General features: G+C 61.0%; 3 protein-coding genes. All 3 read right to left on the minus strand.

The genetic code is table 11. From position 1 onward, the window contains the following. Positions 1-22 precede the first annotated feature (22 nt). Complete coding sequence (gene tnpC, locus FNJ47_RS45615) at positions 23-1,627, minus strand: IS66 family transposase (protein WP_163163282.1); 1,605 nt, start codon at positions 1,625-1,627, stop codon at positions 23-25. Between the two features lie 78 nt (positions 1,628-1,705). Continuing rightward, positions 1,706-2,050, minus strand: coding sequence for an IS66 family insertion sequence element accessory protein TnpB (gene tnpB / locus FNJ47_RS45620; protein WP_163163284.1), 345 nt, complete (start codon positions 2,048-2,050; stop codon positions 1,706-1,708). Next, positions 2,047-2,394: a transposase gene (locus tag FNJ47_RS45625; protein WP_163163286.1), complete on the minus strand. Its 348-nt coding sequence runs from the start codon at positions 2,392-2,394 to the stop codon at positions 2,047-2,049. Before FNJ47_RS45625 ends, tnpB begins: the two co-directional genes overlap by 4 nt. Positions 2,395-2,520: the final 126 nt, after the last annotated feature.

Raw genomic sequence — 2,520 nt, forward strand, 5'->3', positions numbered from 1 at the left:
GTAAGCGATCAGCCGAAGCCGTTCATGGCTTATAATTCCAGGGCATGAGTTGATCGATGTTGGAGATCGGCCATCGGTTGGCGACGCGCTCGAGGGTCTGCGTTAGCCAGGCGAGCGGATCGACGTCGTTCATTTTTGCCGTCTGCAGCAGGGTGGCGATGGTTGCCCACGTCCTACCGCCTCCACAGCTGCCCGCGAAGAGGGCATTTTTTCGTGTAATTGTCTGGGGCCTGATGGCGCGCTCGACAATGTTCGAGTCGATCTCGACACGACCATCGATGAGGAAGCGCTCAAGAACCTGGCGCCGGGATCTGGCGTAGCGGATGGCCTCGGCCAGTTTTGACTTTCCCGAGACGCGGGGTAATTCGATTTCCCAGAGCTGGAACAGGCCGGCTACGATTGCCACCGAGCGGTCCTGACGTGCGGCCACGCGTACGGCGGGATCGCATCCGCGGACTTCCTCTTCAACCTTCCAGAGTTCGGCCATGATCTTGATCGTCTGCGTCGCAATCTGCGAACTGCCGCTGATGTGCAGTTCATAGAACCGTCTGCGTAGATGAGCCCAGCAGCCCGCGAGCGCCATCACTTCATTGGAGTTGGCTCTCGCTTTGGCTAACTGTGTGTAGGCGGCGTAACCATCCACCTGCAGGATGCCGGTGAAGCCCGCCATATGACGCGCCACGCAGTCGCCGCTGCGGCTATCCTCGAACCGATAGGCAACCATTGGAGGACCGGCGCCTCCGAACGGCCTATCGTCGCGCGCATACGCCCACAGCCAGGCCTTTTGGGTCTTGCCGCTGCCCGGCGCCAGCGTCGGCAACGTGGTTTCGTCGGCGAACACCCTTTCGCCCTGCTTGATGCGCTCGAGAACATAGTCCGCGAGAGGCTGCAGCTCGAAGCCGACCTTGCCCATCCATTGGGCCATCAGCGAGCGGCTCAGCTCGATCTTGTCGCGGGCGTAGATTGCCTCCTGCCGATACAACGGGAGGCCGTCGGCATATTTCGAGACGGCGATCTGAGCCAGAAGCGCCTCGGTCGGAATGCCGCTTTCGATGAGATGGGGCGGCGCCGGCGCCTGGATCACGCCGTCGCCGCCGCGATAGGCGTATTTCGGGCGGCGGGTCACGATCAGGCGGAACTTCGCCCTGATCACGTCGAGACGCCGCGACACGTCCTCGCCAATCAGGACCTTCTCCAGATCCTCGCAGCCAGGTGGGACCTCAGGTTCAATAACCCGCTCGATCCGCTCCAGGTGAGGCGCAAAGTCCTTACGCGGCCGCGGCGTGCGCTTCGGTTTGTCTTTGGTCGCTGTATCCAGTTCGGCGTTGATCGCCGCCATACCGGTCTCGATCTCGTCGAACACGAAGTCGATCTGCTCGTCGTCCAGCCGCTCACCGCGCAAGCGTTCCGAACGCGTGCCGTAAAGCATGCGTTCAAACGTCCTGACGATCGCTGTCAGCTCCGCAATTCTCGCATCCGAGGTGGTGTTGATCTGCTTGAGAGCCGCGATCTCGGAGACAATACGGCCGTTCTCCGCCTCCATCGCCGCACGCTGCTCGACTGTGGCCAGCACCATCGCCTTGAGCGCGTCAACATCGTCGGGAAGCTCGGCAACGGTCGGCATCATCGCCCGATATCAGAGCATGATCGCCACCGATGTTCGAGGCCTTTCAAAGGTCCCGATTCAAAATGTCACAGCCTTTTTCTAGCCAACCGATTGCGGACGCCTCACCCGCACAGGACGCACCTTCTTCCAATCCAGCCCGTCAACCAATGCAAGTAGCTGGGCTTGGTTCAGTCGCACTCGCGTCGGCGCAATCTTCGGCCAGCAGAACGTTGTTTCCTCGAGCGTCTTTGCAAAAAGACATACCCCTGTTCCATCAAACCAAACGATCTTGATCTTGTCCGCGCGTTTCGAGCGGAAGACGTGGAGCGCCCCGGAGAACGGATCAATGCCACCATCGCGGATCAAAGCCATCAGCGACAGGGGACCCTTGCGGAAGTCGACCGGCGTGCTGGCAACATAAACTTCAACGCCCGACGGGATCATGCCCCGCGAACCGCCCGCAGCACGGTGGCAAGATGATCGCCATCGATATCGCGGCCCGCCCGCACCACGATATCACCAACTACAATCTCAACCACGGCGCAATGCCCCGTCTCGAATCGCGTGAACGTCATCGGCTGACTGTCGCCACCGGCGCTCGCGACCGGCTCACGCGCCATGACCCGACGTCGCCAGCCAAATAGTTGCGAAGGCGAGATCCCGGCGCCCCGGGCGATCGCCGAGACATTGGCGCCCGGCGCAAGCGTTTCTTCAACCAACCGCGTCTTTGCCTCAACAGACCAGCCTCGCCGTGGTCGAAGCGGCCGAGCCTCCAAATGCTCGATCACCTGGCATGTTCTATCATCAGGCATAGGCATAGTTATAGAAATTGACATCACTACCTCCGGCGCGCCAACGCTGGAGAATCTCAGATTGCCAGTCGGTCCGCAACGCGCGATGGCCTTGGCGCTTAC

The sequence above is a fragment of the Bradyrhizobium uaiense genome (genome assembly GCF_010811875.1).
GTDB lineage: Bacteria > Pseudomonadota > Alphaproteobacteria > Rhizobiales > Xanthobacteraceae > Bradyrhizobium > Bradyrhizobium uaiense.